This is a genomic window from Clostridium guangxiense, from assembly GCF_021043395.1.
GTDB lineage: Bacteria > Bacillota > Clostridia > Clostridiales > Clostridiaceae > Clostridium_S > Clostridium_S guangxiense.
In genome coordinates this window covers 346,799-370,736 of sequence record NZ_JAJNKE010000001.1, presented here as the reverse complement: position 1 = coordinate 370,736, position 23,938 = coordinate 346,799, and the positions used below count along the sequence as shown (strand labels likewise).

The window sequence follows — 23,938 nt, the reverse complement described above, 5'->3', positions numbered from 1 at the left end:
AAAAATATTAGATATACTTAGAGAAAATAATATAAATGCAACATTTTTTTTAATTGGTCAAAATGCAGAGAGATATCCCCAGTTTGTAAGACAAGAAGTAGAGGAAGGAAATTCTATAGCTAACCATACCTATAGTCATCCACTAAGATACAGAGGATCTGCTCAAGGTTTTATAGATGATGTAAACAAATGTGATAGAATACTTAGAAACATAGTTGGTGATAAATACATCTCAAAATTTATGAGATTTCCCGGAGGTGCATTTGAGAGTGAAAAAAGGCTTGAACCTTATAGAGATGCAGTAAAGCAAAACGGTTATAGGTTCCTTAACTGGAATGCTATGACGGGCGATGCAGATAGAAATCTTGAACCTGTAGAATACCTCATAAATCATGTAAAAAACGATGTAAGAGGAGAAAAGATTGTGGTTTTATTGATGCACGATGCACCTGCGAAGACTACTACTGTACAGGCTCTTCCAACAATAATACAATACCTTAAAAGCCAAGGCTACACCTTTGGAGTATTTAAGTAAACCTACGCGGGGCTTGGGCTTTAGCCCATTATCCTTCTAGAACAATAATAAACAACTTTCTTAGGAAACAGTAGCTAACCAAGAATAGTTGCAAATTAGGAACGCGGGGTTTGGGCTTTAGCCCAAACCCCGCGCAGGTTTACGTGTTTAGAAATAGTTGTAAAAAGTTTTGTCCAGCGGATGAAAGATAACCATTTTTAAGCCATATTGCTGCTAATTGAGTTGATAGAGATTTATTATCAATTTCCTTAAAAATTAAACTCGAGGACCCTATTAATTTTAGTGAGGATTTTGGAACTATAGCAATTCCAAGCCCTGAATTTGCCCAAAGAAGAGATGTTCTTGCATCGTCATTTTTGCAAAATATAGTTGGTTCAAAATTAGAATCTTCACAAGCTTTAAATATAAGTTTTTCAAATCTTCTATAAAATATTAATGGTTTATTATTCAATTCTACAATATCAATAACTTTACTGTCATTCCAATTTAGTTTTTGCAGCATTGCAGCAACCATAGGTTCCTTTGGCAAGTAAATTGAATTTATACCAGAAGTGTTAAATGGCGTTCTAACAATAGCAATTTCAATTACACCTCTATTCAGTATTTCTAATAATTCATATGTGTTACCTTCATGAATTTCAAAATTTATAAATGGATATTTATCATGAAATGTGTTTAGTCTACTAGTCAAAAGTGATGCTCCAGATGAAGATACAGTACCTATAGATAGAGTCCCATAAGTTCCTTTTTTAAAATCTTTTAATTCATCTACAGTTGATTCTGTTAGCGATAATATTTGCTTTGCACGTTTATAGAGCATAATTCCTGCATCGGTTAATTTAATATGACGACTTCCTCTTTCAACAAGTTTTACGCCTAATTCATTTTCTAAGCTTTTGAGCTGATAACTTAAAGGAGGTTGAGCAATGTGAAGCCTTTTAGCAGCATTTGTTATTTGGCCTTCTTCCGCAATTGTATAGAAATATTTTAATTGCTTAATATCCATAAAAATCACTTCCCATATAAAAAATGTATATGATAGATATATAATATGTATTTTTAATATATCTATACTTTTGCTATAATAATAAACGAAATATGGTAAATATTCAACAGAAGTTGATGCTTTAGGAGGTTATGTTTTGTTTAGTTTACTGAAATTTGCAAAGTCGTATAAAAAACAAGTTATATTAGGACCTATTTTTAAATTGATTGAGGCTATATTTGAAATATTAATACCTACAATAATGGTGCTTATAACGGATAAGGGGATACAAAGTAAAAATGTGACTTATATGTTACAAGTAGGTGGCATTATGGTTCTACTAGCTGTATGTGGAGTGGCGTCTTCATTTACTTGTCAATATTTTTCATCTATTGCTTCACAAGGTTTTGGAACAATACTTAGAAATGAGTTGTTCAAGAAAATAGGAACTTTATCATATAATGAAATTGATGATTTTGGAACAGCATCTCTTATAAATCGTATAACTAATGATGTTAATCAAGTGCAGCTTGCGCTTGCAATGTTTATTAGACTCACCATAAGAGTGCCATTTCTGTGTATTGGTGGAATTATAATGGCCATGTTTCTAGATTTTAAACTTTCTGCTGTAATGTATTTATCCATTCCTGTATTTGCGTTTGTGGTATACCTTATAATGAACAAATCTCTTCCAATTTATAAAATTGTACAAAAAAAATTGGATGGCTTATCACTTATATTAAGGGAGAATTTATCTGGAATAAGAGTAATAAGAGCTTTTTCTAGAATGGAAGGTGAAAAGGTAAGATTTAAAAACTCAAATGAGGAACTTGCACAAACAGCAATTAAAGTTGGAAAAATATCTGGACTGATGAATCCACTTACAAGTATAATAATGAATTTTTCTGTTTTGGCCATACTATGGTTTGGTGGAATAAGAGTAAATAGTGGCGGTATGACAACAGGAAAAATAATAGCATATATAAATTACACCAATCTTGTACTTTCTGCTCTTATAATTGTTGCTAACCTCATAGTAATATTTACGAAAGCAGCAGCTAGTGCCAATCGTATAAATGAAGTATTTACGACAGAGCCTAGTTTAGTATATAAAGATGAACTTAATGAACTTAAAGAAAAAAATGAAGAATTAATTGAGTTTAAAAATGTATTTTTTTCATATAAAAATTCCAAGGAATTTGCTGTAAGTGATATATCTTTTAAAATAAAGAAAGGTCAGACAGTAGGTATAATAGGTGGAACGGGTTCTGGAAAAACTACACTTATTAATTTAATTCCTAGATTATATGATGTTACATTAGGTCAAATATTTATAAATGGAATTAATGTGAAAAATTATCGTAAAATCGAACTTGAAAGGAAGATTGGTTTGGTACCTCAAAAAGCAGTACTGTTTTCAGGAACCATAGCAGAGAATATACGATGGGGACGTGAAAATGCGGATATGAAGGATATTAAGAAGGCAGCTGAGATTGGAATGGCATCAGAATTTATAAATAAGCTTCCAAAAAAATATGATACTCATATTTCTCAAGGTGGTGCAAATTTTTCTGGTGGGCAAAAACAAAGGCTTACCATAGCAAGAGCTTTAGTTAAAGATCCTGATATATTAATTATGGATGATAGTTTAAGCGCACTTGATTATGCCACAGATGCAAAACTTAGAAAGACACTAAAGGATAATAATTCTAATAGAATGGCGATTATAATGGTTACTCAGAGGGTAAGTACAATAAAGAATGCTGATTTAATAATTGTACTCGATGATGGAAAAGTAGAAGGATGCGGAACTCATGAAGAATTAATTAAAAGTTCAAGTGTGTATAAAGAAATATGCAATTCACAGCTTTCAAGGGAGGTTGTGTAGATGAAAAAGAGTACCTTCTCAAGACTTGTAAAGTATATAGGCAAATATAAAGGGTATATGTTATTATCACTAATATGTGCATTAATAAGTAATATACTTATTGCATTTATGCCATTAATAGTTGGACGAGGTATTGACAATATAATAGGTAAAGGAAGAGTTGACTTTACTGGACTAATAAAAGTAATAATTATACTTGCTGTTATTTATATTATTAGTTCTGTCTTTACATGGATATTTACGGTTATTGCAAATATTATAGCGTACAACACTGTAAAAGATCTTAGAAATGAGGCTTTACAAAAAATAAGTACCTTACCTTTAAAGTATTTTGATGAAAATCCTCATGGAGATATTATGAGTAGACTTACTAATGATATGGATGCTATATCTGATGGAGTATTTCAGGGAATAACTCAGTTTTATCCGGGAATTATAACTATAATAGTTTCACTAGTTTTAATGTTTTCATTAAGCGTAAAAATTACGCTTATAATAGTTTTAATGACTCCATTTTGTTTTTTTATTGCTTCATTTATTACAACAAGATCAAATAAAATGTTTAAAGAGCAGCAAAAAACTTTGGGAGAACTAAATGGATATGTAGAAGAAATAATAGGAAATGAGAAAGTAGTAAAAGCCTTTGGATATGAAAAAAGATCTGAGGAGAAATTTGCTGAGATTAATGGAAGACTTTATAAATGTGGTCAGTTAGCTCAATTTTATTCTTCACTTACTAATCCATCTACGAGATTCGTAAATAATATTACATATATTTTAGTTGGTGTTGTTGGAGGAATACTTTCTGCTATAGCAGGACTAAGTATTGGTACAATTTCAAGCTTTTTAACATACTCAACTCAATTTTCACAACCTATAAATAATGTAACAAGTGTAGCGACTCAGCTTCAGGCAGCTTTTGCATCTTGTGAAAGAGTATTTGCTATTTTAGATGAGGTTCCAGAGAAAAAAGAACCAGATAGTGCCGAGAACATAAAAAATTGCCTTGGAAATATAGATTTTGAACAAGTATCCTTTGCATATAATAAAAAGGTTCCTTTAATTAACAATTTTAGTGTAAATGTTAAAAGTGGAAGTACTGTAGCTATTGTAGGACCTACTGGTGCCGGAAAAACTACTATGGTAAATCTTCTGATGAGATTTTATGAAATAAATGCGGGAAAAATTTTAATAGACGGTAAAGATATAGGAAATATTAAAAGAGACAGTTTAAGAAGTCAATTTGGAATGGTGCTTCAAGATACATGGCTTTTTGAAGGAACTATAAAGGAAAATATAGCTTATGGTAAACCAAAGGCAACTTTAGATGAAATTAAAAATGCAGCAAAAGCGGCATATATTCATAATTTTATAAAGAGACTACCTGATGGATATGACACTATTATAACTGAATCAGGGGGGAACCTTTCAGAAGGACAGAAGCAGCTTCTAACTATAGCAAGAGTAATGCTTATAGATCCACCAATGCTTATATTAGATGAGGCAACAAGCAGCGTAGATACGAGAACAGAAATAAAGATACAAAGTGCTTTCCTTTCAATGATGAAGGGACGTACAAGTTTTGTTATAGCTCATAGGCTTTCAACTATACGTGATGCCGATATAATACTTGTTATGAGAGAGGGCCAAATTGTTGAGAGAGGAAATCATGATGAGCTTATAGATAAAGGTGGATTTTATACAGAACTTTATAATAGTCAATTTAAAAATATTGCGAAGTAACAGTATCTTGGAATATTAAATAAAATTAATAAATCTAAGCAGCAAATTGTTAAAATCTTAAGAGCTTTCAATAACTCACTAATCGTTCAAACAAATCGAAATCTCTAAAGCTTTTAACAATTTGCCACTAAGATTTATAAAATTTTATTTAAACTATTCCTTCAATACTGTTGCTTCGCTAAACCGGAAATGCAAGGTAAATTTTTCTCCGGTTCCCTACGAAAAATACCCTATAATCACCGTTAATCAATAAATGAGTGGACAAGTTCACACCCAAAATTCCGTAGGTACGGAGGAATTTTTTCCTTGCACTACCGTGGGAGTGAAGTAATACTGCTGAAGAAACGATTTAAAAAAATTCTAATAAATCTTGGTAAAAAAATCATAAAATACTTAGATATTTTAATTTGTCTGAGCGCAGAGCGAGTTATTGAAATATCTTAGGATTTTATGATTTTTTTACCTTAGACTTATAGAATTTTTTTAATGTTGCAAAGCAGTATTACTTCGCAATCTTTTTAAGTTGTATAACATCCGTTTATTTTAACATATTCGTACGTTAAATCGCATCCCCAGGCAGTAGCACTATAATTTCCATCATGTAAGTCGATTGTTATAGTTGTAGCAGGTTCATTTAAAATTTCAACAGCAAGTTCTTTATCAAATTCTAAAGCAGCTCCTTTGCTGCAGGTTTGCACAGAACCTTTTGAATTAGAAAAGAATATGTCAACATTTTCTGGATTTATATTTGCACCGCTGTAACCAAGGGCACATATTATTCTTCCCCAGTTTGGATCGCTTCCGAAAATGGCTGCTTTTACTAGGCTTGATTTTATAACAGCTTTAGAGCTTATTTTTGCATCTTCTTTAGAAGGTGCATTAAGTACTTTTGTTTCAATTAATTTAGTAGCTCCTTCTCCATCTTTTGCAATCATCTTTGCAATTTCTATATTTAAACTGTGAAGAGCTCTTTTAAAGGAAATATAATCTTCATTTTCTTCATTTATAATAGGATTTTCAAGAGAACCATTTGCAAGTATTATTACAGTATCATTGGTACTTGTATCTCCGTCTACTGAAATCATATTATAAGAATCTTCAACACTTTCCTTTAAAGCTTTGCTTAGCATGTTCTTATCTATGTTCACATTTGTTGCTATGAAACTAAGCATAGTTCCCATATTAGGATGAATCATACCAGAACCTTTTGCCATAGCAGATATTATCGCTTTTTTTTCTCCAAGATAAAATTCAACAGCAACTTTTTTTTCTATGGTGTCCGTAGTCATTATTGCCTTTGCAGCTTCATTGCCACCCTCACAGGACAATTTACTGCAGGTTTCTTTTATTCCAGGTAAAACTATATCCATTGGCAGCGGTACTCCGATAACTCCTGTGGAACAAACGAGAACTTCTTCTGTCTTTATATTAAGACATTCAGCTATAGTTTTAGCCATGGATAATGCATTTTTGTAGCCGGCACTACCATTGCAAGCATTAGCATTTCCACTATTAATTACAACTGCGTAAGTTTTATCATTCTTTATATGTTTCATATCTAAAAGAACAGGAGCAGCTTTAACTTTATTAGTAGTAAAAGTTGCGGCGGAAACACATGGTTTTTCACTGTAAATTACACATAAATCATTTTTCTTTTTTTTAAGCCCGCTGTGTATTCCAGCAGCTTTAAAATAAGGCACATTGGTTAGAGATTTATCATAAAAAAATTTCATTATCATTCCTTCTTTCAATTTAATAATTATCATTACTTTAAATAAGTGCAAAACTTCATTTCGTAATATTCTATGGGAACATAGGAACTATCTCAAGTCCTGTTTTTTCATTAAGGCCGTACATTATGTTCATGTTTTGTACAGCTTGACCGGCAGCGCCTTTCATAAGGTTATCTATAGCTGATAATACTACAATTTTATTTGTTCTATTATCTATTCTTATTGCAATATCACAATAATTTGAACCTTTAACCCATCTTGTTTCAGGCAATTCATCTATGATTCGTACGAAAGGTTCATTTTTATAAAAATCCTTATATAAATCATATATATCATTAAGTGCTATTTTTTTTCTCAAATTTCCATAACAAGTTGCTAGGATTCCTCTGTCCATTGGAATTAGGTGAGGAGTAAATATTAAATTTATATTGTCTTTTGCAATATATGAAAGGGTTTGCTCTATTTCAGGTGTATGTCTATGAGTTGTGACACCATAAGCTTTTATATTTTCATTACATTCAACATATAAATTGTTTATAGATGCTTTTCTGCCAGAACCAGTTACGCCAGACTTTGCATCAATTATTATGGAACTTTTTTCTACTAAATCATATTTTAATAGAGGAATAAGTGCAAGAGAAGAAGCAGTTGGATAGCAACCTGGGTTTGCAATCAAATTTGAAGACTTAATTTTATCTTTTTCTATTTCAGGCAAGCCATATACAGCTTTAGTTAACAAGTTACTGCAAGGATGATCTATTTTATACCACTGTTCATATGATTCTTTTGATTTTAATCTGTAATCTGCACCTAAATCTATAACTTTTACACCTTTATTAATTGCTTTTGGTACTACTGAAAAAGTTTTACCAGAAGGTAAGGCAGTGAAGAGTACATCTATTTTATCTAAATAGTTTTCTCCTACATCATCGCTGTCTATACACGAAATTTCAGTTATATTTTTGAAATTCCTATATATAGAATAGAATTTGTTGTTGGCATAACTATGAGAAGCCAAAAAAACTATTTTTACATTGGGATGATTTATTAGTAGTTTAGTTAAAACAGCTCCAGCATAGCCTGTAGAGCCAATTATGCCTATTTTAATCATTTTTATCATCACTCCAGTTTTTTTATTTTAAATTGATTATACATAAAAATGATTAATTATTCAATAAATTTTATTAAAAATATTGCATATGAATTTAAAATTATGTATAATTATACATGTTCAATAAATATAAGGTTGGTGTTGTAATGTGAAAAACGTTGAAAATGAATTAGAAGACCCTTTAGGAAAATTAGAAGAATTTAAAGGCAAAACATTTGTAATTAAATATGGCGGAAGTATAATGAAAAATGAAAACTCAGAAAAGGCTTTTATAGAAGACGTAAAAATATTGAGAAATATGGGTATCAACCTAGTAATAGTTCACGGAGGTGGGCCGGAAATTTCAAAATGGCTTCAAATTTCTGGTGTTAAGAGTGAGTTTGTTGAAGGATTAAGAGTAACTGATGAAAGAGTTATGGAAGTAGTTCAAATGGTTTTGTCGGGTAAAATAAATAAGGACTTATCTCTTAAATTAAATATGAATGATGTTAAATCCGTTGGGTTAAGCGGAGTTGATAATAAAATAATACAAGCACAAAAAAAGTATATATACAAAGATGGCAAGAAAATAGATATAGGATATGTTGGAGAAGTTGTAAATATAAATGAAACCTTTATTTTAAATTTAATTAAAAATGGTCAGGTTCCTGTGATTTCACCTATAGGGTGTGATGATGAAGGGAATATATACAATATAAATGCTGATTATGCTGCTTCTTTTATAAGTTCAGCTTTAAATGCTGAAAAGCTTATAGTTCTTACTGATGTAGAAGGTGTATATAAGGATATAAATGATAAAGATAGCCTTATAAAAAATTTACCAATAGATGATATACAATATTATATAGAAGAGGGAGTAATATCAGGTGGAATGATTCCTAAAATGCAGTGCTGCATGAATGCAATTTTAGGTGGAACTAAAAATGTACATCTTATTGATGGAAGAAACAAGCATTGTATAATTAATGATATTGTAAACTATAAGGGCACAGTTATATGCGGTAAGGAGGAAGTAGAATGTCAAAAAGTTATTTAATGAATACTTATGGAAGATTTGATGTTGTTTTTGAAAAGGGCAATGGAACAAAGCTCATTGATTCAAAGGGTGAGGAATACCTTGATTTTGTATCAGGTGTTGCTGTAAATTGCTTGGGGCATTGTAATCCTGTAGTGGTTAATGCGATAAAGAATCAGAGCGAAAAGCTTATGCATATATCAAACTATTATTGGAATGAAAATGCCATGAAGCTCACAGAACTTTTATGTAAAAATTGTGATCATGACAAGGTTTTTTTATGTAATAGTGGTACTGAAGCTATAGAAGCCGGATTAAAGCTTGCAAGAAAATATGGGCTTATACATGGTGGAGAAGGTAAAAAAGAAATTATATATATGAATAATTCTTTTCATGGAAGAACTATGGGAGCACTTTCAGTTACAGGTCAAACTAAGTATCAAGAGAGTTTTAAACCTCTTATAGGTGATGTTACAAGTGTTGACTTTAATGATGAAGAAGACATAAAAAAGAAAATAAGTGAAAAAACTTGTGCGGTTATAATTGAGCCTGTTCAAGGTGAAGGTGGCATTGTGCCTGCAAAAAAAGAATATTTAAAGCTTTTAAGAGAATTATGCGATAAAAATAATGCTGTTTTAATCTTTGATGAAGTTCAATGCGGTATGGGCAGAACCGGAAGTCTTTTTGCATATAAAAAGTTTGGAGTTGTGCCAGATATTGTATGCATAGCTAAAGCTTTAGCTGGAGGTTTTCCTATAGGAGCAATGCTTGCTAAGGATGCGGTAGCGAAAGCCTTTGTCCCTGGCGATCATGGAAATACGTTTGGTGGAAATCCGCTTGCAGCTGGAGTAGCATTGGCTGTAGTAAATGAACTTGTAAATAACGGTGTACTAGATAATGTTGAAGAAAAGAGCCAATATATGTTTGGTAAACTTAATAAGCTTAAAGAAAAATATGATGTTATAAAAGATGTAAGAGGTATGGGACTCTTGATAGGTGTAAGCTTAAAGTGTGATTTAAAGACTGTTATAAATAAATGTTTTTTTAATAAACTTCTTTTGATTACAGCAGGTAAAGATGTTGTAAGGTTTTTACCACCTTTAAATGTAAGTTTTGAAGAAATTGATAACGCTTTAGAAATATTTGAGAAAGCAATCATATAAGAGGTTTGGGCGGAGCCCATTATCCTTCTAGAACTAGATACTTGCTAGAACAGTATAAAAATTATAGATATAATTTTATTTGTTAATGATAATAAAATTAAGGGCAGTAAGTAGTTGTGCACAAAACTACTTACTGCCTGTACTTTTTATATATAATTATTTCTATTTTGCTTCTTCAAGTGCTTTTGCAAGTTGATCAGGACATGAAGTCCCTTTGCCTTTGCAGTCTACTCCTTTAAGTCTTTTTATAACTTCATCTACTGGCATTCCTTCTACTAATTTTGATAAACCTAAGGTATTTCCAGCACACCCTCCAACAAAAGTTAAATTTGTAACTTTGTTGTCCAATATATCAAAATGAATTTCACTTGAACATGTACCATGAGTTTTGTATACGTGCATATGTTATCATCCTCTCGATTAAAAGTATTGCTATAGGCTTTGATTTAAATAAATGTTGATTTTTACACTTATTTAAATCAAAGCCCTTTTATAAAATATACATTAAAAAAATAGATATTGTCAAGATTACAATAGCAATAGATGTGAGAAATTCATATTATATTATGGTGGAAGGCGGTGAGAAAATTGTGAGTTTTGTTTATATATGTAATTCCGGATCTGATGACGTATCAGTAATTGATCCAGATAGTTTATTGGAAATACGAAGAATAAATCTTAAACAAGGATTGGGGAGGGTAGGCCCTCATGCTGCGTGTAAATACATGAAGGGTATAGTTGTGGCAAATGCGTATAGCAATACTTTAACTTTGATAGACTTTAGTGAAGAAAAAGTTCATAAAGACTATTTTATAGGAATGAGATGCTCTGATGTAAAAATATTTAATAATAATGCATATGTTGCATGCAGCGATTCTAATACTATAATTAGATATGATTTAAAGAATGAAATGATGGAAGAGGCAATTCCATGCGGAGTTTTACCACATAGCATTGATTTCAATGCTAAAAATAAGATGTTTGTGACATCAAATATGTTGAGTTCAGATATTACAACTTTTTATAGTGAAGATACAAATGAAGTAAATAATATCAGAGTAGGAGAGTATCCTACAAAAGCTATTTTTACACATGATGGAGAAAATATTATTGTTAGTGAAAGCAATATAGGTACTGATCATGTTGGAAGTATTAACATAATTTCAGTAAGAAATAAATTATCTGTGTCAAAAATAAAAGTTGGAAAATGGCCGGTAGATATATGGTGCAGCGACAAGTTACTTTTTGCAGTTAATTTTGGTGATGGAACTGTAAGTATAATTAATTTAAAAAATTTTAAAGAAATAAAAAGAATATATTTGGGAGGAATGCTTAGAGGAATAATACAATATAAGAATAAGTTATTAGTAAATGATAATTACAATAATGTGTTAATTGGTTTTGATATACTAAAAAACAAAAAAAAAATAGTACCAATAGGTAAAGAGCCTACTGGCATTATAATTTTTTAGTCTTGCGTAAGTAAATTTATGATTTTTGTATATAAATCGGAAGAAGAATTTTTCCATTTTGTGCATAAATCCCTTGCTTGCTTATTTGAAACAACGTTTAATTTAACTTCTATAAGAGTTATATCGCTTTCAATAGCTTTTAAGGTTACAACATAGCTATTTTTGTTTTCGATTGTATAATCAGCAGTAACGCTTATTGCATTCTTTATGTTGTTTAAATTGAGTTTTAGATAATTATCAATTATTAATTTTTTTTCATCTGTAAGTCTGTTTGAAAATAAGTTTAAAACATTGATTCCGGGGCTAGTGATAGAAATTCTATGTTTTCCATCTTGTTCTACAGACTCAATAAAATTTGAAGATATAAGTTCTAGTATATATTGCTGAAGAATAAAATAGTTCATAAAATTATTTTCAAGGACTATTTCCGTAAGTTGGTTTTTGGAAATAGGAAATTTTAATTCATTTAATATATAAAGTAAAAGAAGTTTGTTTTCGGCTAATTCTACTGTGTCTTCAAACATCTTTTTTCCCCCTCGATTAGTATATATAAAATCTCAGTGTAAATATAACTATAATATTTTTAGTCTATGATTGACATAAATATTATAACATAAAAAGCACCTATTAAAAGGTGCTTTTTATAATAAATTTATAAAAATTAAGTATATATTTTTTCTAAATGTAATATTTATTATAAAAGATGAATAAATAATATTAAGTAAGTTTGTGTTTTGTTGGGATCTTTGCCCCTTTTTCATTACCAACAAAATTGTCCTTTTCATAGCTTGGAATTTTTGACTTCTGAATCTTTACTTCTCTTGGATAATATTTATTTTGTATATTTAAATCTTCAGAAGAAAATTCCTCTTTATGACCTTTTATATTTGTAAATGTTGCTCTTCTATTTGGCATTGGTTTCCTCCTTAAAATTATTATATAAATAGGTTTTACTAATTTTCAATATTCATTCATATATTTTATTTTAAAGAATAAATTTTATATTGGAGGAGAGCAGTGCATGTAATATTAACAACTAAAAAAGATATAAAGATAATATTGGTTTCAATTTTGGCGGTGATAGGAAGTTTTGTGATTTTTTTATGTATTTATAAAAGTAGTATAGGCGTATTTTTAGGAAGTAATAAAAAATTACCTATATATAATGTAGATACCAGTGATAAAAAAGTAGCTATAACTTTTGATTCAAGCTGGGGAAATGATAATACTTTAAAAATACTTGATGTCCTTGACAAATATAAGGCAAAAGCCACATTTTTTTTAATTGGAAGGTGGTGTGATGAATATCCAAATGAAACTAAAGAAATAGCAAAACGTGGAAATGAAATAGGTAATCATTCTAATAAGCATCCTGACATGACAAATATATCTAAAGCACAAATTGGAGAAGATATTAAAAAAGCTGATGAAAAAATAGCTGCGATTACAGGGAAAAAACCTAAAATTTTTAGGTGCCCATCTGGTTCTTATAATAATTCTGTTATCGAGGTAGTAGAGAAAACAAATCATAAATGCATACAGTGGGATGTTGATAGCATAGATTGGAAGGAGCAAGGTAGAGACCTTGAATACAAGCGCGTTATAGGCAAAGTAAAGCCAGGTTCAATAATATTATTCCATAACAATGCTAAATATACACCTGAAAATTTAGATAGAATATTAAAAGAGCTCAAAGGAGATGGTTATAGTTTTGTAACAGTTTCAGATTTGATATATAAAAGTGACTATCATATTGACTATAATGGAAAACAAATCAAAAATAACTAAATCAAAAATAACTATTGAAATTTGACGCAAAATTGTATTATAATGGAAAAGAAGTTCATATTTAATTTTTATTTAGGGGATAGATTTAAATACTAAGGGAAAGAAGGGTTATAATGGACAACTTAATGTTAAATAACAAATTATATCTTGAAGGTGTAGTGGCTTCGAAACTTGAATTTAGCCATGAAATGTACGGGGAAGGTTTTTATAATTTTTATCTTGATGTTCAAAGACTAAGTGATGCAAAGGACAGGTTATTTGTAACTGTCTCAGAAAGACTTATTACAGGTATGAATTTAGATGTTGGAAAGGAAATAATAGTAGAAGGACAATTAAGATCCTATAATAAATTTGTAGATGGAGCCAATAGACTTATACTTACAGTATTTGCGAGAAATATTCAACCTTGCACAGAAAGAAGCAAAAATCCAAATCAGATATTCCTAGATGGATTTATATGTAAAAAACCTGTTTATAGAACTACACCATTTGGAAGGGAAATATCTGATATGCTTTTGGCGGTAAATAGGGCTTATAACAAGTCAGACTACATACCTACAATAGCTTGGGGTAGAAATTCTAGATTTTGTGAGAGTCTGACTGTAGGAGATAATATAAGAATATGGGGAAGACTTCAGAGTAGGGAATATGAAAAGAAAGTATCAGATTCAGCTGCTATAAAGAAAATAGCTTATGAAGTGTCTATATCAAAAATGGAAAAAGTTCAAAAGGAAAATGATGAATTTCAAGAAAATCAAGCAGAAGCTGAAGATGCAATAAATAAAAATGTTATTTAAAGAAATATCTATGGACTTTAAGTTTTGAACAGCTAGAAAATGGACTGTTGCACTAAAAAATGCGACAGTCCATTTTACATTACTTTCTAAGATCATTCATTATTTTAGTTTTATCTTTAGTTTTGTCATCAACTGTTTTTATTATTTTTGCGGGGCTTCCAGCAACAACAACACCAGATGGAACGTCCTCAACAACTACAGAACCAGCAGCTACAACTGATTTGTCACCTATTTTTACACCTTCAAGTATAACAGAATTAGCACCTATTAAAACGTCATCGCCTATTTCGCAAGGGGATTTGCTTGGAGGTTCTAAAACACCAGCAACTACGGCACCAGCACCTACATGTGTTCTTTTTCCAATTTTACCTCTTGCGCCAATTACGGCATTCATATCAACCATTGCATCATCGCCTATTTCAGCACCTATATTTATTACGGCACCCATCATTACAACGGCATTTTTACCTATTGAAACTTTATCTCTTATAATTGCGCCAGGTTCTATTCTAGCATCAATTTTTGTTAAGTCAATTAAAGGTATGGCTGAATTTCTTCTATCTTGTTCTATTCTAAATTTTTTGATTTTATCTTTGTTACTTTGAAGGAAATCTGATACTTTATCACTTTCCCCAAAGATCACATAAAAATCATTTCCACCAAAGCAATCAACAGAATTTGCTTTGCAAGCATCTAAATTTCCATTTACATAAACCTTTAATGGAGTTGTTTTTTTTGCATCTTTTATGTACTTAGCAATTTCATATGGGTTTGTTAAATCATAGTTCATTATATGTAGCCTCCTAATAATATAAATATATTATTATATTATAATTTACAAATTTAGACTAGTAAACTATAATATATGTATATCTGTTTATATTTTATCATAAATAATCATATAAATATAAAAATATTGTATAAATTATAGTTAATAAGTTAAAATACCCACTATAGTATTGAATTAATAATGATTATACATAAAAAAGCAACTTGTCAAATTAAAAAAGTATGTAGGGAAGATTAAGTATGAATAATATTGAAGAAGGCTTTATAGAGATATATACTGGTGATGGAAAAGGAAAGACAACAGCAGCGCTGGGACTTGGTATGAGGGCAGTAGGAAATGGAATGACAGTATATATGGTTCAATTCTTAAAAAGCAGCTCAACAGGTGAACTGGCCAGCATAAAGAAACTTGAACCGTATTTTAAATTATTTAGGTTCGAGAGGGAAAGAGACTTCTTTTGGAATTTAAATGATAAGCAAAAAGAAGAACTAAAAGATGAAATAAGAAAAGCATATGAGTTTTGCGTTAAGGTCTTAAAAAATAAACAGTGTGATGTTCTCATTATGGATGAAATTATGGGAGTTTTACAAAATAACCTTTTAAGAGAAGAAGATATATTAAAGCTTATAAGTTTAAAACCTAAAAATGTTGAATTAGTTCTTACAGGAAGAAATGCACCTTCAAAAATAATAGATAAAGCGGATCTCGTTACTGAAATGAGACCAATAAAACATTATTTTGAAAAAGGAGTAGCTGCAAGAAAAGGAATAGAATATTAGGGGGTCATAAGTTTGAAAAATAGTAAATTATCTAGGAATGTTCAGGCAATAGAAACATCTGGTATAAGAAAGTTTCACAATAAGGTTCCACAGGTTAAAGGAGCAATTTCTTTGACATTAGGGCAGCCAGATTTTCCAGTTCCACCCAAAATAAAAGAGGCAATTGTTAAAGCACTTAATGAGAATAAAACTGTGTATACTCCAAATCCTGGAATACCAGAGCTTAGAAGTGAAATAAGCAAGTATCTTGAAAATTTTAATATAAATTATAGTGGGGATGAAATTTGTGTTACAGTTGGTGGAAGCGAAGGTATAATGTCCATACTTGCTGCAATTATTAATTCTGGCGACAAGGTCATGGTACCAGATCCAGCTTTTCCAGCATATTTAAATTGTGCTAAGCTTTATGGTGCAACCATTATAAAGTACGATTTAGTGGGAGAAAATTTTGAAATAGATTATAAACAAATTGAGGATATAATATCAAAAGAAAAACCCAAAATATTAGTTATGTCATATCCATGCAACCCTACTGGAGCAATACTTGATAAGGAAGGCGCAGAAAAATTACATAAAATAATAAAAGATAACGATATATTAGTAGTAACTGATGAGATATATAGTGCTTTATGTTATGAGGATAATTATTATTCTATAGCGCAATATAGTGATATTAGAGATAAGATTATTTTAGTCAGTGGATTTTCAAAAACTTTTTCTATGACTGGACTTAGAATAGGATATATATGTGCAAGCGGAGAGGTTATGGAGGGTATAATGAAAACACATTTATATGCTGTTACATGTGCACCATCAATATGCCAATATGGTGTTTATGAAGGACTAAGAAATTGCCTTGAAGATGTAGAATATATGAAAAACGAATTTAAGAAAAGAAGAGACTACATATATAAAGCGTTAAAGGATATAGGTTTTGAAGTGAGCCTTCCTAAAGGTGCATTTTATATATTCCCTAGTATAAAAAAATATAATTTATCAAGTGAAGAATTTTGTGATAGGCTGCTTAGGGAAGGAAAAGTAGCAATAATACCTGGTTCCGCTTTTGGTAAAAATGGGGAAGGCTTTGCTAGAATTTCGTATGCATATAGCATGGAAGAATTACAAACCAGTATTGATAGAATAGATAAGTGGATTAATAAAAACTTTTAAGAATATAAGTAAAATAAGTAGTGCTTAATAAGAATTTAAGTACTGCTTATTATTTTTTGCTTTATTTTAAAAGATATGATTATTTAAAAAAATAATCATAAAACTTATATATTTAGGACAAAATAGATAGACGAAATTTATTTTTTATAGAAAGGATGGTGTGTAAAATTGAAAGTTTCAAAATCAAAAGTAATTTCAATTTTTTTGATAATATTTATTATATTAGAATTATCATCCTGCAAAAGTATTAATAAAAATAAAAAGAAAGAACAAAAACAAAGCATTACGTATAACTTAACAAGTGAACCTCAATCATTGGATCCAGCGTTTAACTATTCTATAGAAGCAAATAATGTAATTGAAAATGTATTTGAAGGTCTTACAAGATTAGGTGATAAGGATAAAATAGAAAATGGTGTAGCTGAAAAATGGAATATTTCTCAGGAATATACTAATTATACTTTTTTCATAAGAAAAAATGCAAAATGGTCTGATGGAAAAGAAGTAACAGCCAATGATTTTGAATACCAATGGAAAAGAATACTTAATCCAGCTACAGGTTCAAAATATGCATATAAATTATATTGTATAAAAAATGGTGAAGATTATAATAAGGGAAAAGTATCAGAAGATAAAGTTGGGGTGAAAGCTGTAGATAAGTATACATTAAATGTACTTCTTCAAAACCCAAATTCTAAGTTTTTAGCAATTACCGCATCGCAAACTTTTATGCCATTCAGAAAAGATATGGTAGAAAGTAAAATCGATAATAATATAAGTAATGGACCGTTTGTAATTAATTCATGGCAGAAAGATAAGAATATGACTTTCAAAAAAAATAAAAACTATTGGGATAAAAAGAATGTTAAATTAGAAAGTCTTAAATTTACCTTTGAAAAAGATCCTAAAAAATATTATAAAAATTATAAAGAAGGAAAAATTGATGTTATAGATTTCCCACCTAGCAGTGATACTGATAAATTAATAAAAAATGGTGAAGAAAAGGAATATCAAGTTGAAGGGATAGGTTATCTTAATGTTAATTTAGAAAAAGTTCCAGATTCGAAATTAAGAAGGGCAATTTCCTTAGGAATTAATAGAAATATAATATTAAATAAGATTTCAAGCGGAACTGGAAAAGCAGCAGTTAGTTTAATTCCATTAGATATTAAGGATAATAATGGTAAAACATTTAGTAAAGCGTATTATAGTAATGATGGCGATATAAAACAGGCAAAAGCCCTTTTAAATGAATCTACACAAGGAAACAGTGTACCTGAATTAAACTTATTATATATTGAAGAAGGAAACAATAATATTATAGCAAAAACTATAAAGGATATGCTTAAGAAAAATTTGAACATTGATGTAAAATTGTCAGGATATGATTCTAAAAAGTTTAATGAGGAAGTAGGAAAAAAGAATTATTCCCTGGCTTTGGAGGATATAGTTTCTGATTATTCAGATCCAATGATATTTTTAGACGCTTTCATAACAGGAAGAGGGGAAAATACGTCAGGATATAGCAATCCTAAATATGATTCATTAGTAGAGGAAGCTAAAACTAAAAATACAGAAAATAGTAAGTATGATGAGATGGGAAAAGCAGAAAGTGTACTTATGGAGGATATGCCCATAATTCCTATTTATCAGTTAAGTATAACAAGATGCAAAAAAAATTATATAAAAGGTTTAACCACAGATAAATTTGGAATAATAGACTTTAAAAAAGCTAGAATAGAGAAAGGATGAGAAATAAAAATTTAACTTCTATTTCTCATCCTTTAACTTTAAATGATTTTTGTGATTTTATATGTCTAATACATCTCCCATATCATAAAGACCAGAAGTTTTACCAGTCATAAAGTTACATGCTTTAATAGCACCTACTGCAAAAACTTCTCTTGAAATCGCTGTATGCTTAAGTTCTATTGTTTCACCTTGTCCTGCAAACAAAATTTCATGCTCACCAACAATACTGCCCCCTCTAACAGCATGAATTCCAATTTCATTATGTTTTTTAGGACTTATGCCGCTTCTACCATTTATAAATGAAATATTATCGTTGCTTATAGAATTTTTAATTGTATCCGCAAGTAAAATTGCAGTTCCACTTGGGGAGTCAACTTTTTGATTGTGGTGTTTTTCAATTATTTCGATATCATAATTATCATAAAGCATTTGACTTAATTTTTTTAAAATTATATTAAGTGCATTAATTCCGATAGACATATTAGCAGAACGAAAAACTGCATGTTCTTTGCTAAAATCTTTTATTTTTTCAAGCTGCTCATCAGAGTATCCGGTAGTACATAAAACGATAGGTACTTTATTTTTAGCTGCGTAATCTAAAATTGAATCAAGAGAATCTGGTCTTGAAAAATCAAGAAGCACATCACAAGGAATATTTACTTCTTCTATAGATTTAAAAAGTGGGTAAGAAAAGTTTTCATTTGAAAATTTATCTATTCCAGCTGCAATTGAAACATTATCTCTATTATTAGCAGTATTTGTCACAGCATGCCCCATCTTCCCGCCGCATCCGTTTAGTAAAATTTTTGTCATAAAATTACCTCCATAATTTTTAAGATTTATTGGTTAAATAAACATCCTATATTATAATATACCATAATTTTTTAATTCATTTTTTAAAACATTAAGATTTTTATCTTCCATACTGCATAGAGGAAGCCTTAGGCTGCCAACATTCATTCCTAAAAGATTCATAGCTGTTTTAACAGGTATGGGATTGACCTCTATAAATAGACTATTAATTAAGGCTAAAGAATCTAATTGTAATTTTAAGGCTTCAGAGGTTTTGCCATTCAGATATAGCATACACATATCATGTACTGTTTCAGGAATGATGTTTGCAAGAACAGATATTACACCCTTTCCGCCTAAGGACAGTATAGGTATGATTTGATCATCATTTCCAGAGTATATATCAAATCTATCGCTACATAAAGCTTTAATTTTGGCTATCTGACTAATGTTTCCGCTTGCCTCTTTTATTGCAATAATATTTTTTAAATTGCTCATTTTATACAAAGTGTCTGGAAGTAGATTTACACCTGTTCTTCCAGGAACATTATATAGTATAATTGGAATATTTACATTATCATTTATTTTTTTAAAATGCTCAATTAAACCTTTTTGAGTGGCCTTATTGTAATAAGGTGTTATAACAAGCAAACCGTCTGCACCAGCACCTTCTGCAAATTTGCTCATTTTAACAGCCTCGGAAGTATTGTTACTACCTGTGCCTGCAATTACTGGGATCCTTTTGTTTACTACATCTATAGTAAATTTTATTGTTTCCTTTTTTTCATCTAAGGTCATTGTTGAGGCTTCTCCACTTGTTCCACATATGACAATTGCATCTGTATTATTGGCAATATGCCAGTTGAGTAAATCCTTCAGTTTGTTAAAGTTTACTCCATTATCAGTGAAAGGTGTTATTATTGCAACAGCAGAGCCTTTAAAAATGCTCATAAGCTTCACTCCTCATAATATATTTTAAAATAAAATTATCTATAATATTATATAATGCTTGAGTAAAAAAATATATAATTTTATTGCGTTTAATATGAGAAATAATAAAGTTTTTTTTAAGGAATTTATGAATTTATTTATTATCTTGCAATTCATTAAATAAGAATTGAGAATTTGTTAAAATTATGGCTATAAAATAAAAGACTTATCATTGAGGTGTAAGAAAATATGTAAAAAAAATATTAATAAAAAATATTTATTCTTTTTTATTAATAATTATGCAATATAATAAAAGACAAGTATATGGTAAAAACAAGGAAATTAAATTTATATTAAATAAGATGTGCATGAAATATCATGTTTGTAGAGGAAATAGTAAATATATAAGTATACAATCTTTCATTGGTATGGGCAAAAGAAAAGTGTATTTATTCAAATATGATAATCATCAAATAAGTAAGTCATAAATTGTAAACGTTTTAGGACAATCTGGTAGGGTTGACCAAAAAAAAGAAAAATGATAATATTAATATTATTAAAAATGAAAAACATTTTAGATTTAATTTTTACATAAGTAATTTTTAATGATTATACATATAAATATACATCCCAAATATATATTATTATATAAAGATGTTAAATATATTGGTTAATTAAATTTAATTTGTTTTATATTGTAAAAAGATTTATTATAAATTTTAAGGGGGAAATAACATGAAAAGAAAAAGTTTAGTTACTGCACTTGCAGCAGTTATGAGTGCTTCGGTATTGTTAACTGCATGCGGTCAAACAAGCTCAACAACAAGTGGAAATGATGAAAAGAAAACAGATTTAACAAAGGCAACATCTACAGTTATAAAAGCAACAGATACTAGTAAGTTACCTGCTAGTGCTAAAGCTAGAAAGGATACTATGGTAATAGGTATGCAATCACCAGATGCAGGAAACCTTATTCCTTATTTATCAGATAGTTCGTATAACTATTATTTATGTGAAATGCTCTATAGTTCCCTTGGAAGTATAGCTGATGATGGTACTCCAGTACCAGGTATGGCAAGTTGGAATGTATCATCAGATGGATTGACTTACACATTTAAAATAAAGGATGGAGCTAAGTACAGTAATGGTACACCAGTAAAAGCTGACGATGTAAAGTTTACTTTTGAATATTTGTTAGATCCTAGTTATAAGGGTAAAATGTTTGACCCTACAACAACTTATATTAAAGGTTGGGAAGCCTTCAATAAAGGAACCTCAAAAGATCTTGAGGGAGTAAAAGTAGTTGATGATAAGACAGTTAAAATTACACTTGAGCAAAAGAATGCCACAGCAATTTATACTCTTGCAAGTACTTTAATAATGTCAAAAGATTATTTTGGTAAAAACTATGCACCTGGAAATGATGCAGCTGTAGATGCACTTCAAAATGCCCCTGTGGGAGCAGGAGCTTGGGTGCTCAAATCTAAAAAAGATGGTCAAGAATATGACTTTGATGCTAATGATAAGTATTGGGGTGGGGCTCCTAAGATTAAACATATATTGATTAAGAGCGTTACTGATGATACAGCTATTCAGGAAATTAAGACAGGCGGCGTTGATATGATAGAAGCTTCATCTACAGTTTGTAGTGAAGAAAATGTCAGCGAACTTACAGATGCAGGATTTATAAATATGCGCATAAATCCTACTTGGGGATATGGATTGCTTTACATTAATAATAAAAATCCAATGTTTAGCGATGTAAAAGTTCGTAGGGCTTTAGCTTATGGTCTTGATAGAGCTAATATAGATAAGGCAGCATATGGTAAATATGCACAAGTTATTAATCAGCCTTTGCCAGTAGTTTCTTGGGCATATGATGCATCAGGAATAACAAATTACAAATATGATCCAGATAAAGCTAATAAACTTCTTGATGAAGCAGGCTGGAAAAAAGGTTCTGATGGAATAAGAACAAAAGATGGGAAGAAATTCCAAATACACTTTTTACAATCTACAGGTAATACTGTAGCTGATAAATTTGTTGCGGTTGCAAAGGAAAATCTTAAAAAAATAGGAATTGATTTTGTAGCTGAACCTATGGAATTTAAACAAGTTCTAGCAAAGACAACTTCGCATGATTTTGAAATGACATTTATGGCTACAGGGTTTACTACAGCTGATCCAGATCAATCGGCAAGTTTTAAAACAAATGGAATTCAAAATTATCAACAGTATTCTAACAAAAACATTGATGATCTTTCTAATCAAGAGTTGAAAGAATTGGATAAGACTAAAAGAAAAGCTGTATTTAAGAAGCTTTATAAACAACTTAGTGATGATATGCCAATAATACCTTTATATGAAAGAAATGATATGTATCCAATAAGTTCAAAAATAACTGGAATTGAACCTACAACATTTAAAGATTTTACTAATTACTTGTCAAAAGCAGAAATTAAATAAACTTTATATGCCTGGCGGAATAAGCCGTCGGGCATAGTTTTGGATTGGAGGAAATTTAATGAGACAGTACATAACACGAAGACTGCTTCAAATGATACCAGTATTAATTGGAGTTTCATTTTTAATATTTATGATTTTTACTTTTGCTCCAGGGGATGCAGTATCTTCTTTAGTTGCAGCGCATCCTAATATGTCTGCGGTTAAGATTGCGCAACTTAGGCATTTATATCATCTCGATGAGCCTAAATTAGTACAATATGGAAACTGGCTTGTTGGTTTTTTACATGGCGATTTAGGACAATCTGTAAAACTTAATCAGCCGGTTTCTCATATTTTAAATACATATATTTGGAATTCATTTTATCTTCAGTTGGTAGCTTTTATAATTTCTACTATTATAGCCATTCCTATTGGAGTTATATCTGCAACAAAACAGTATTCATTTTTCGATTCTGCTTTTACTGTTTTCGCACTTATAGGTATATCATTACCATCATTTTTTATGGGACTTCTTTTAATGAAATGGTTTGCTGTTGATATGCGTATTTTTCCAGTTTCAGGAATGACAAGTGCGGGTATGAACTATAAAGGTTTTAAACTTTTAGTTGATATTGCACAGCATATGTTTTTGCCTTGCTTAGTTATAACCTTAATTAACGTTTCAAGTCTTATGAGGTATGTTAGAATGAGTATGCTTGAAGTAATAAAACAGGATTATATAAGAACTGCTAGATCAAAGGGACTAAAGGAAAAAGTAGTTATATATAAGCATGCTCTTAGAAATGGTATGATACCAGTAGTCACAATACTTGGAATGAGCATTGGAACTTTGTTCTCTGGGGCTGTAATTACAGAGCAAATATTCGCATGGCCTGGAATTGGTAAGCTTACAGTGACTTCCATTAATGATAGGGATTATCCTGTTTTGATGGGTATAAATATGATTATGGTTGTTTTCACTTTACTTGGAAATCTATTGGCGGATGTTTGTTATGCATTAGTTGATCCAAGGATAAAACTTAAATAGGA

22 protein-coding genes are annotated in these 23,938 nt (G+C 30.1%); 13 read left to right on the top strand and 9 right to left on the bottom strand.

From position 1 onward, the window contains the following. The coding region (locus tag LQK79_RS01870; RefSeq protein ID WP_231015272.1) for a polysaccharide deacetylase family protein at positions 1-535 on the top strand (535 nt) is incomplete at its 5' end. Between the two features lie 139 nt (positions 536-674). Here the strand turns inward: LQK79_RS01870 and LQK79_RS01865 are convergent. Continuing rightward, on the bottom strand, positions 675-1,541 hold the full coding sequence (locus LQK79_RS01865; RefSeq protein WP_231015271.1) for a LysR family transcriptional regulator: 867 nt from the start codon (positions 1,539-1,541) through the stop codon (positions 675-677). Between the two features lie 136 nt (positions 1,542-1,677). On the opposite strand from LQK79_RS01865, the gene LQK79_RS01860 reads away from it, so the two are divergent. Both LQK79_RS01860 and LQK79_RS01855 read left to right on the top strand, forming a co-directional pair. Continuing rightward, entirely contained in the window at positions 1,678-3,408 is a 1,731-nt protein-coding gene (locus tag LQK79_RS01860) for an ABC transporter ATP-binding protein (protein ID WP_231015269.1), read from the top strand. Continuing rightward, positions 3,409-5,151, top strand: coding sequence for an ABC transporter ATP-binding protein (locus LQK79_RS01855; RefSeq protein WP_053243526.1), 1,743 nt, complete (start codon positions 3,409-3,411; stop codon positions 5,149-5,151). A 518-nt stretch (positions 5,152-5,669) separates the two neighbouring features. Here the strand turns inward: LQK79_RS01855 and argJ are convergent. Both argJ and argC read right to left on the bottom strand, forming a co-directional pair. Next, positions 5,670-6,884: a bifunctional glutamate N-acetyltransferase/amino-acid acetyltransferase ArgJ gene (argJ, locus tag LQK79_RS01850; protein ID WP_231015290.1), complete on the bottom strand. Its 1,215-nt coding sequence runs from the start codon at positions 6,882-6,884 to the stop codon at positions 5,670-5,672. Between the two features lie 70 nt (positions 6,885-6,954). Next, positions 6,955-7,995, bottom strand: coding sequence for an N-acetyl-gamma-glutamyl-phosphate reductase (gene argC / locus LQK79_RS01845; RefSeq protein WP_053243470.1), 1,041 nt, complete (start codon positions 7,993-7,995; stop codon positions 6,955-6,957). A 148-nt stretch (positions 7,996-8,143) separates the two neighbouring features. On the opposite strand from argC, the gene argB reads away from it, so the two are divergent. Together argB and LQK79_RS01835 are read left to right on the top strand one after the other, a co-directional pair. Beyond that, positions 8,144-9,031, top strand: a complete 888-nt coding sequence (gene argB / locus LQK79_RS01840; RefSeq protein ID WP_231015267.1) for an acetylglutamate kinase — start codon at positions 8,144-8,146, stop codon at positions 9,029-9,031. Further along, positions 9,013-10,173 (top strand): aspartate aminotransferase family protein, encoded by a 1,161-nt coding sequence (locus LQK79_RS01835; RefSeq protein WP_053243471.1) that lies wholly within the window; start codon positions 9,013-9,015, stop codon positions 10,171-10,173. Before argB ends, LQK79_RS01835 begins: the two co-directional genes overlap by 19 nt. A gap of 162 nt (positions 10,174-10,335) precedes the next feature. Here the strand turns inward: LQK79_RS01835 and LQK79_RS01830 are convergent, their stop codons facing one another. Continuing rightward, positions 10,336-10,575, bottom strand: a complete 240-nt coding sequence (locus LQK79_RS01830; RefSeq protein WP_053243472.1) for a TIGR03905 family TSCPD domain-containing protein — start codon at positions 10,573-10,575, stop codon at positions 10,336-10,338. 188 nt (positions 10,576-10,763) lie between these two features. Here LQK79_RS01830 and LQK79_RS01825 point away from each other — a divergent pair, with 188 nt between their 5' ends. Next, positions 10,764-11,645 (top strand): YncE family protein, encoded by an 882-nt coding sequence (locus LQK79_RS01825; protein WP_231015266.1) that lies wholly within the window; start codon positions 10,764-10,766, stop codon positions 11,643-11,645. Here the strand turns inward: LQK79_RS01825 and LQK79_RS01820 are convergent. Continuing rightward, positions 11,642-12,169: a DUF4364 family protein gene (locus LQK79_RS01820; RefSeq protein ID WP_231015264.1), complete on the bottom strand. Its 528-nt coding sequence runs from the start codon at positions 12,167-12,169 to the stop codon at positions 11,642-11,644. The genes LQK79_RS01825 and LQK79_RS01820 overlap by 4 nt on opposite strands. A gap of 193 nt (positions 12,170-12,362) precedes the next feature. After that, positions 12,363-12,560 (bottom strand): hypothetical protein, encoded by a 198-nt coding sequence (locus LQK79_RS01815; protein WP_231015262.1) that lies wholly within the window; start codon positions 12,558-12,560, stop codon positions 12,363-12,365. Between the two features lie 102 nt (positions 12,561-12,662). Here LQK79_RS01815 and pdaB point away from each other — a divergent pair, with 102 nt between their 5' ends. Beyond that, positions 12,663-13,433 (top strand): polysaccharide deacetylase family sporulation protein PdaB, encoded by a 771-nt coding sequence (gene pdaB / locus LQK79_RS01810; RefSeq protein WP_231015261.1) that lies wholly within the window; start codon positions 12,663-12,665, stop codon positions 13,431-13,433. A 113-nt stretch (positions 13,434-13,546) separates the two neighbouring features. Beyond that, the gene (locus tag LQK79_RS01805; RefSeq protein WP_053243593.1) at positions 13,547-14,230 is read left to right on the top strand and encodes a single-stranded DNA-binding protein; all 684 of its coding nucleotides are present in this window, start codon (positions 13,547-13,549) and stop codon (positions 14,228-14,230) included. 79 nt (positions 14,231-14,309) lie between these two features. On the opposite strand, the gene dapD is transcribed toward LQK79_RS01805, so the two are convergent. Further along, positions 14,310-15,020, bottom strand: a complete 711-nt coding sequence (gene dapD, locus LQK79_RS01800) for a 2,3,4,5-tetrahydropyridine-2,6-dicarboxylate N-acetyltransferase (RefSeq protein WP_231015258.1) — start codon at positions 15,018-15,020, stop codon at positions 14,310-14,312. Between the two features lie 239 nt (positions 15,021-15,259). Between dapD and LQK79_RS01795 the strand changes: the two genes are divergently transcribed. The 3 genes from LQK79_RS01795 to LQK79_RS01785 all read left to right on the top strand — a co-directional run bounded on the left by LQK79_RS01795 (position 15,260) and on the right by LQK79_RS01785 (position 18,721). Next, on the top strand, positions 15,260-15,799 hold the full coding sequence (locus LQK79_RS01795) for a cob(I)yrinic acid a,c-diamide adenosyltransferase (protein ID WP_053241114.1): 540 nt from the start codon (positions 15,260-15,262) through the stop codon (positions 15,797-15,799). 12 nt (positions 15,800-15,811) lie between these two features. Further along, positions 15,812-16,969, top strand: coding sequence for a pyridoxal phosphate-dependent aminotransferase (locus LQK79_RS01790; protein ID WP_053241113.1), 1,158 nt, complete (start codon positions 15,812-15,814; stop codon positions 16,967-16,969). Positions 16,970-17,137: 168 nt separating this feature from the next. Next, the gene (locus LQK79_RS01785; RefSeq protein WP_231015257.1) at positions 17,138-18,721 is read left to right on the top strand and encodes a peptide ABC transporter substrate-binding protein; all 1,584 of its coding nucleotides are present in this window, start codon (positions 17,138-17,140) and stop codon (positions 18,719-18,721) included. A 57-nt stretch (positions 18,722-18,778) separates the two neighbouring features. Here the strand turns inward: LQK79_RS01785 and dapB are convergent, their stop codons facing one another. Both dapB and dapA read right to left on the bottom strand, forming a co-directional pair. Beyond that, complete coding sequence (gene dapB / locus LQK79_RS01780; RefSeq protein ID WP_053241109.1) at positions 18,779-19,534, bottom strand: 4-hydroxy-tetrahydrodipicolinate reductase; 756 nt, start codon at positions 19,532-19,534, stop codon at positions 18,779-18,781. A 51-nt stretch (positions 19,535-19,585) separates the two neighbouring features. Next, complete coding sequence (gene dapA / locus LQK79_RS01775) at positions 19,586-20,464, bottom strand: 4-hydroxy-tetrahydrodipicolinate synthase (protein WP_053241108.1); 879 nt, start codon at positions 20,462-20,464, stop codon at positions 19,586-19,588. 714 nt (positions 20,465-21,178) lie between these two features. On the opposite strand from dapA, the gene LQK79_RS01770 reads away from it, so the two are divergent. Next, a complete protein-coding gene (locus tag LQK79_RS01770; RefSeq protein WP_053241107.1) occupies positions 21,179-22,909 on the top strand; it encodes an ABC transporter substrate-binding protein in 1,731 nt (576 codons plus the stop codon). 58 nt (positions 22,910-22,967) lie between these two features. After that, positions 22,968-23,936 (top strand): ABC transporter permease, encoded by a 969-nt coding sequence (locus tag LQK79_RS01765; RefSeq protein WP_231015256.1) that lies wholly within the window; start codon positions 22,968-22,970, stop codon positions 23,934-23,936. Positions 23,937-23,938: the final 2 nt, after the last annotated feature.